The 7,857-nt window shown below is 65.0% G+C and carries 7 protein-coding genes; 3 read left to right on the forward strand and 4 right to left on the reverse strand.

What is annotated here, in order from left to right:
• The coding region (locus AC629_RS41835; protein ID WP_084810482.1) for a caspase family protein at positions 1–1,620 on the reverse strand (1,620 nt) is incomplete at its 3' end.
• A gap of 186 nt (positions 1,621–1,806) precedes the next feature.
• Positions 1,807–2,235 (reverse strand): GFA family protein, encoded by a 429-nt coding sequence (locus AC629_RS41840; RefSeq protein ID WP_084810485.1) that lies wholly within the window; start codon positions 2,233–2,235, stop codon positions 1,807–1,809.
• Positions 2,236–2,329: 94 nt separating this feature from the next.
• On the opposite strand from AC629_RS41840, the gene AC629_RS41845 reads away from it, so the two are divergent.
• The 3 genes from AC629_RS41845 to AC629_RS41855 all read left to right on the forward strand — a co-directional run bounded on the left by AC629_RS41845 (position 2,330) and on the right by AC629_RS41855 (position 5,409).
• On the forward strand, positions 2,330–2,704 hold the full coding sequence (locus AC629_RS41845) for a nuclear transport factor 2 family protein (RefSeq protein WP_074122128.1): 375 nt from the start codon (positions 2,330–2,332) through the stop codon (positions 2,702–2,704).
• Between the two features lie 178 nt (positions 2,705–2,882).
• Positions 2,883–3,752 (forward strand): class A beta-lactamase, encoded by an 870-nt coding sequence (gene bla, locus AC629_RS41850; protein ID WP_084810483.1) that lies wholly within the window; start codon positions 2,883–2,885, stop codon positions 3,750–3,752.
• Between the two features lie 46 nt (positions 3,753–3,798).
• Entirely contained in the window at positions 3,799–5,409 is a 1,611-nt protein-coding gene (locus tag AC629_RS41855) for a Na+/H+ antiporter (protein WP_143199875.1), read from the forward strand.
• Positions 5,410–5,516: 107 nt separating this feature from the next.
• On the opposite strand, the gene AC629_RS41860 is transcribed toward AC629_RS41855, so the two are convergent.
• Both AC629_RS41860 and AC629_RS41865 read right to left on the reverse strand, forming a co-directional pair.
• Entirely contained in the window at positions 5,517–6,305 is a 789-nt protein-coding gene (locus AC629_RS41860) for an N-acetylmuramoyl-L-alanine amidase (RefSeq protein ID WP_084810487.1), read from the reverse strand.
• A 30-nt stretch (positions 6,306–6,335) separates the two neighbouring features.
• A complete protein-coding gene (locus tag AC629_RS41865; protein ID WP_084810484.1) occupies positions 6,336–7,673 on the reverse strand; it encodes a Rieske 2Fe-2S domain-containing protein in 1,338 nt (445 codons plus the stop codon).
• Between the last annotated feature and the right edge of the window lie 184 nt (positions 7,674–7,857).

Below are 7,857 nucleotides of genomic sequence, written 5' to 3' on the forward strand. Positions count from 1 at the left end.
CGCCCCGCCGGCCTGGCGACGCTGCAGCGCGGGACGCTCCTCGCTGTCGTCGCGCTTGGCGGTTGCGGGCTTTGCGGTCCGCTTCTTCTCGCACTCGTTGTCGTCGTTCAGGAGATAGCCGTTGCCGCAGACGATCTTGGTGCACTTGTCGCCGTCGACCTTGAAGCCATGCTCGCAAACCAGCGGACAGACGCGCGACGGCTTGGCCTTGACCGTATCGAGCGCGTCGGTGCTGGCCACCTTCACGTCGAGCTTGGTGCCGGCATAGCGGTTGAACTGCGACAGCGACCGCTGCGAGGACGTATTCCAGTTGCCGTCGGCCTGCCCGGAGAAGCAGCCGACGCGGCTGAGCTCGATCTGCACCGAGCGGCTGAGATCAGCCGGCGTCGTCGCAGGCGTCAGCGAGGCGACGTTGGTGCCGGCCGGGCTCGCCGTGCTGGCCGGCGCAGCGCTCGGCGCCGCCGCAGCGAGGTTGACGCGCTGCTGCTCGGCGGCAGCGGCCTGCTGCTGCGCCTGCTCTTTCGCCTTCTGCGCAGCGAGCTGCGCCCGCTCGGCGGCCTTTGCATCGGCTGCAGCCTTGGCTTGCGCATCCTTCTGCGCGCCAAGGGCGGCGAGACGATCGCGTTCGGCCTCGGCCTGCTTCGCCTTCTCGGTCGCCGCCGCATGGGCCTGCTCGGCTCCAATTTTTTCGAGCTGGAGCTTGGCGAGGCTGGCATAGAAACCGTCGGGATGCTGGGCGAGGAACGCCTCCCACGCCGGCCTGTTGCCGACCTGAAGCGCGAGCTCGTAATCGCGGCGGATGTCGGCTTGCGGATTCAGCACAGACGCAGGCGCTGCCGTCGCCTTGACCGGCACCAGCGGCACGTCCTCGCCACCGAGCGAGCCGTACACGAACGGCTCCTGCTTGTTGCCCGTGGACTTGAGCACATCGTCACGCACGTAGCCGAAGGCGCGGCGGACGTCGAGGCCCGGCGTCGCCAGATGCTTCGACAAGGCAATCGCAAAGGGGCTGTTGGCACCGTCACCGTCCTGTGCGGTGAAGCCGGCCTTGGCCGAATAGGCGATCAGCGTGTTGGGGCTGGTCGGTTCGACCTGGGCCAGGCCGCGGCCGATGCCGCGCGAGGCGATGGTGCGCTTCATGGTCCTGCCGAACGGGTTGTCGCGGCAGGCGTCGAGGATCACCAGGCGAAGCTGCTTTGCGGGTTCGACCGCGACCAGGACGCGGTCGAGGGAAAGCGCTTCGTCGTAGACGTCGGTATCGCGCTCCAGCTTGGCATCGACCGGGATCAGATAGTTCGAGCCTTCGACCTCGATGCCGTGGCCGGCATAGTAGACCACGGCGATATCGGCATCGCGGGTTGCATCGGCGAATTCGCGCAGCACACGCCGCGTGTCCAGCGCCGACAGATCGTGCCGGGACTCGACGATGTCGAAGCCGGCCCCCTTCAGCGTCACGGCCATCACCGTGCCATCGTTGACGGGATTGGCGAGTGACGGCGCGTGCTGATAGGCCGAGTTGGCGATCACCAGCGCCACGCGCTTGCCGGCAAACGCGGGTTCGGCGCCGAACAGCAGCGGGAGAGCGAGCAGAAGCGGGCAAAGTCTCAACAAATTGCGCATGGCACAGCTTCCGAAATTTTCAGGGCCGTTCGGACCCCTTTGGGACTAACTTAGCAAAATCCACCGCCGGCGCTTGTGATGGAGGTCACCGAGGGGACGCCGACGACAAACTGAAAGTCCCATTCGGTTTGTCGCGCCAGTCCGGTCGCGGTTCGCCGGCAAATTCGCGTCCCGGACCGGGTTCCCCTAGCCATCACCGATGTGCCCCCGATACTGCGGCAGATTGTCCGTAATCTCATGCCAAGGCGCCTTCGAACCAACGAAAATGTGGGCGGTCGGCCGGATCGAGGGGGCGTCGGCCAGGGTCCCCATGGCGACATGGACCCATTTTCCCTCGCGTACCCGGGAATAAAGCAGCGAGCCGCAGCGGGCGCAGTGAGCGTCATGGGTCGTGTCGTCGCCGAAGATGATGCGCTGGTCCTCACCCCTAACGACTCGAAGCTTTTCCTGCTCGATGCCGGCGAACGGCTTGAAGGCGGAGCCGGTGGTGCGGCGGCAGTTCGAGCAGTGGCAGTTCATGGCATAGGAGAACGCGCCCGCCACCTCGTAGCGCACCGCGCGGCAGTAGCATTCGCCGGTCAGGATGCGAGCGTTCGAATTCTCTGATCCGGGCATCACGATGTCCTCGCGCAAATGATACGAACACCCATAGCGCAATTTGATGTCTACGACTAAGTTTCGCCCAAGCCATCATGCAAAGGGATGACCCATGAGCCAGAACCGTGCGAGCGTCGAAGCCGTCGTGCAATCCTATTTCGACGGACTTTACGAGGGCGATGCCGAAAAGCTCGGCGCCATCTTCCACCCCTCGGCCGATTTGCGCTGGGTCGAGAAGGGCGAGCTTCAGGTTCTGACCGTGCCCGACTGGCTCGACCGCGTCCGCAAGCGCGCCTCCGCCAAGGCCGAAGGCAAGCCGCGCGAGGATTTCATCGTCACCATCGACCGATCGGATGACAAGACCGCCTTCATTAAGGTCAGGTGCCAGCTGCCGCCGCGCTTTTTCACCGACTATCTGGTGGCGATGAAGCTCGCGGACGGCTGGCAGATCGTGTCGAAGTCGTACCGGTATGACCTGAGGGAGTAAGGGGGATCTTAACCTTCGCTGTCCGAAATCGGGCGCGCCCACCTCCCATTCGCCGTCATTGCGAGCGAAGCGAAGCAATCCAGAATTTTTCTGCGGTGATAGGCTGGATTGCTTCGCTACGCTCGCAATGACGATGCGGAGGCACCGCGTTTCCCCTCTATCCTACTCGAAGGTCTCCATGCTGCTCGATCGCCGTTCCCTGCTCGCCTCCCTGTGCTGGATGGCCGCTTCTCCTGCACTCGCCGCTGAGGCGCCGCCCGAACTCGCCAGCTATGAGCGCGAGAGCGGCGGACGGATCGGGGTCTACGCGGAGAACCTTGCGACCGGCGCGAAGCTTGCTTGGCGGGCCGACGAGCGGTTCGTCATGTGCTCGACATTCAAGGCCTCACTCGCGGCCTGCGTGCTGGCGCGGGTCGATCGCGGCGAAGAGCAGCTTGCAAGCATGATCCCTTATGGCCAGGCTGACCTGCTCAGCCATGCGCCGGCTGCCAAGCAAAATCTCGCAACCGGCAAGATGTCGGTCGCCGAAATGTGCAAGGCGATTGTCGAGCTCAGCGACAACACCTGCGCCAATTTGCTGCTGGCGCGGATCGGCGGCCCCGCCGCGCTCACGGCGTTCTGGCGATCGTTGGGCGACACCACCTCGCGGCTCGACCACAACGAGCCCGAACTCAACCGCTCGCCGCCTGGCGATCCCCAAGACACCACGACGCCGGCGGCGATGGCAGGGAACCTGCGCCGACTGGTGCTTGGCGAAAGCCTGTCGCCGGCATCGCGCACGCAGCTCACCGACTGGATGGTGAATTGCAAGACCGGCGCGAACCGGCTGCGCGGCGGACTGCCGATAAGCTGGAAGATCGGCGACAAGACCGGCAATAACGGCAAGGACGCATCGGGCGATATCGCGGTCGCCTGGCCCAAGCCCGATAACAAGCCCGAGACGCCGATCCTGATCGCGGCCTATACCCAGGGCGGCACCCCGAATGCGGCGCAGATCGAGGCGGTGTTCGCGCGCATCGGACGCATGGTGGCCGAACGGCTGGCGTAAGCGACCCCGCATTGACCTTGCGGCCGCTTCCGGGTGAAGTCAGGCCATGATCGCAGCGAAATTTCAGACCTTTCTCATCCTGCTCGCCGTGCTGGCGGGTACCGCGCTCGTCGCCCGCCGCTTCAACATCGCGCCCGCCATTCTCCTGATGCTATCCGGCGTCGGCCTCGCCTTCGTGCCGGGCATGCCGCCGGTCGAGCTGCCGCCGGAACTGGTGCTGCTGATGGTGCTGCCGCCGCTGATCTACTCGGCGAGCGTCGCGATGAGCTGGCGCGAGTTCAGGAACAATTTGCGGCCGATCGTGCTGCTTGCGGTCGGCGCGGTGATCTTCACCGCGGCGATGGTGGCGGCCGCAACGCACTATCTGATCGGCCTGCCCTGGACCATCGGCTTCCTGCTCGGCGCCATCGTCGCGCCGCCCGACGTGGTGGCGCCGCTCGCGATCGCGCGCCGGCTCAACATGCCGCGCCGGCTCCTGGTCATCCTTGAAGGCGAGGGGCTCGCCAACGACGCCACCGCGCTGATCCTTTACCGCTTCGCGCTCGCCGCAATCCTGGTCGGGCATTTCTCGCTGCCGCTGGCTGCCGGCGAATTCTTCCTCATCGTCGCCGGCGAGATCGCTTTCGGCATCGGCGTCGGCTGGCTTTCCCTCCGCTTTCGCAAATGGTCCAGGGACCCGCAGGTCGAGCTGACGCTGTCGCTGATCACGCCCTACGTGTCCTACTGGCTGCCCGAGCATGTCGGCGGCTCCGGCGTGATCGCGACCGTCGCTTGCGGCCTCTATGTGAGTTGGAACGGACCGCTGCTGATCTCCGCGTCGACGCGCCTGCAGGGCGTCTTCTTCTGGGACCTCGTGATCTATTTGATCGAGGGGGTGCTGTTCCTCCTCACCGGCTTCCAGATGCGCGCGCTCTACGAGAAGTCGAAGGCGTTCCCGCTCGACGACATCATGATCGCGACCGCTGTGGTCGTGGTCATCATCGTTCTCGCGCGTTTCGCCTGGCTCTATCCTGCGACCTATCTGCCGCGGATGATCAGCAAGTCGCTCCGCGCGCGCGATCCGTCGCCGCCATGGCAATGGCCGTTCGTGCTCGCGTTCACCGGCGTGCGCGGCGCCGTGTCGCTGGCGGCAGCGCTGGCGCTGCCGTTCACGCTGCCGGGCGGCGAGGCCTTCCCATACCGAGACCTGATCCTGTTCGTCGCCTTCGGCGTCATCTTCATCACACTGATCGGCGTCGGCCTGACGCTGCCGCCGGTGGTGCGATGGCTCGGCATCGCGGAGGCCGGCCGCAACGAGCATGTCGCCGAGCACGAGGCCGAGATCATTGCGCGCCGCCAGGCCCTCGACGCCGCGCTGAAGTCGCTCGACGCGCTGACCGAGGAGAAGGAAGTATCCGAGGAGGTCATGCGGCTCCTGCGCGCGCGCCACGAGATCCGTGTCAATCAGCTTCCCGATTCACTCGACCCCGACCACCATGACGTCTCCGCCGCGGGCACCGCGCTGACCCGCGACCTGATCGTCGCCGAACGCAAGTTCATCCACGACCTCCTGCGCGACGGCCAGATCACCGACGAGACGCGGCGACGGATCGAGCGGGATCTGGATCTCGAGGAGGCGAGCCTGGCGAACCGGGAGTATCGGAAGACGCCGCTGTAGCTTCTCGTCATTGCGAGCGCAGCGAAGCAATCTAGAATCTTTCCGCGGCGGCAGCCTGGATTGCTTCGCTGCGCTCGCAATGACGAACGCTGAAACGGCGGAGCAAGCTACCGCCTCTCGCAGAACTCGCCCATCGCCGCGGTCACTGCCGACGCAATCAGTTCCTGCCGTTCCGGCGAATTCATTGCCATCTCTTCGTCGCGGTTGATGATGGAGCCGGCTTCGAGCAGAACTGCGGCGCTGTTCGTCCGCGACAGCACGATGAGCTCGTCGAAGCGGTAGACGCCGACGTCCTTGTCGAGCAGCTGGCGCCGATAGCGCCCCATCAGCGGCAGGGTGTATTGGCTGGCGTATTGGAGGCCGCGCTGCTTCAATTCCTTGCCGAGCAGCCGGGCGAAGGCGAGGCTGGCACGGAAGTGCGGGTTACGCTCGGACACGAACAGCGAATGACCGCCAAATCGGTCACTGAAGTAGCTCTTCGCGCCTTCAAACTCCCATTCCTCGAGCAGCTTGTCCGGCACCGAATCGTGATGGATCGACAGGACAAAATCGGCGCGCGCGGCATTAGCCGCAGCGGCACGCTTGAACAGGCTCGGCCTCGCCTTGCCGTCCGTGACGAGGACCCGGGTCGCGGCAAAGCCCGCCGACTTCAGTCTCTCGCCGATCAGCTTCGCCAGCAGCAGATTGAAGCCGAACTCTGTATCGTTGCGCGCGCTCGTCGCGCCATAGGCTTCCGCGGTGTGCCCGACATCCAGGATGATCCGGAATTTTCGCGGCTCGCATTTCTCCGGCGCGGGCGCGGGCCTGAATCTGGCTTTCGCGACCTTCCGCACCGGTGCGGCACGACCCGCATCGATCGACGGGAGCAGTAGCGCAGCAAGCGACACCGCGAGCATTGCGACGATGCTCCGCGCCAGCGACAAGTCCTACTCCGCTGCCGCGATCCGCGGCCGGCCGACGAAGCCGGCGACATCGCCAAAACGTTCCAGCATCACCGCGGGCAGGTCCTTGGCCTTGCTGGTGACACAGGCACCCGAGCGAACCGCGTAGCGATCCTGATGCGCGGCCTGCGGCGGCGGCTCGCCCTGCTGCAGCGCCCGCGCCAGATCCATCACGACCTTCCGGAAATGCATGATGCCGAGATCGGTCGGGCCGAGATGCTCGCGGGTGCGGTCCGCGATCGGGCCCTGGCTGTCCTGCACGGCGGCGTCCTGCTCGGAGACACCCTTGATGCCGGTGTAGCTCCTGGTCTTCTGGAGCTTGCGGTCGATCAGGTAGTCGTTGCCCTTGTGGCGCAGCGGCACGTAATTGGCATCGACCTCCGCAATCACGCCATTGCCGCGGTCAAAGGCGTCGCGCTCGGCCTGCGTCAGCGGCCGCTCCGGATTCCGGGCATAGGTGTAGATCCAGCAATTGGTGTCGGTGACAGGGACGAAAGTCTGGCCAAAGATGTTCTCGCCCGGCATCGCGCTCGGCGCATAGGCGTGGAACGGCATCAGGAATTGCGCGATGCGCCAGTAGATGTTGTCGCTGCCGGTGAGCCGGCCGCCCGCGATGGTCAAACCTGCTTCATGCGGGGTGACCTTGATGATCGGGCGCGGATCCTCCGCGATCCAGCGCATGTGATCCGTGCTCATGCGTATCAGCGGATTCACGAAGTGCTTCTTGATATCCAGGATCTCGTTCTCCTCCTTGTCGAAGGCGAGATGCGCAAAGGTGAAATGCGCGGTATCGATCGAGCCTTCCAGCGCCTGCACCCAGTTGCAATCCTGCCATTTCTTGCTGACGTAGCGGTGCGAAGCCGGCAGCAGCGCCATTTCGAGATCGGGCAGCTCGGGCATGACGTCGGCCGGCCCCATATAGGCCCAGATCATCTCGCCCCATTCGCGCACCGGATAGGACTTGATGCGGATGAGGTCCTTGGCGTTGAGATCGGGATAGGAGGTCGGCATGTCGACGCAGGCGCCGTCGGTGTCGAACTTCCAGCCGTGATAGACGCAGCGGATGCCGCATTCCTCGTTGCGCCCGAGCCAGAGATTGGCGCCGCGATGCGGGCAGTGCTGGTCGATCACGCCGACGACGCCGCGTGTGTCACGGAAGGCGAGCAGCTCCTCGCCGAGCACGATGATCTTCTTCGGCTCTCCGTCGGGCTCGGGAAGTTCTTCGGACAGAAGCACAGGAATCCAGAACCGGCGCAACAATTCGCCCATTCCCGTTCCCAGGCCGGACTCGGTCAGGAACTTGTTGTCCTCGGCGCGGAGCATGGCTGATCCTCCCGACTTGTTTTTAGGAAGATTGGCGCCAGAGTGGGAGGACGTCAACGCGGCCCCACCGAAATTGTAGCAACCATTAAATGACGGCTGTGTTTGCGCCGTTCGGATCGTCGGCGTCTGCCATGATGACGCCGTGCTCGCGTCCGTCCAGGCATGGCCTGGCGGCAGATCGCGT

Source organism: Bradyrhizobium sp. NAS80.1, from assembly GCF_001908205.1.
Lineage (GTDB): Bacteria > Pseudomonadota > Alphaproteobacteria > Rhizobiales > Xanthobacteraceae > Bradyrhizobium.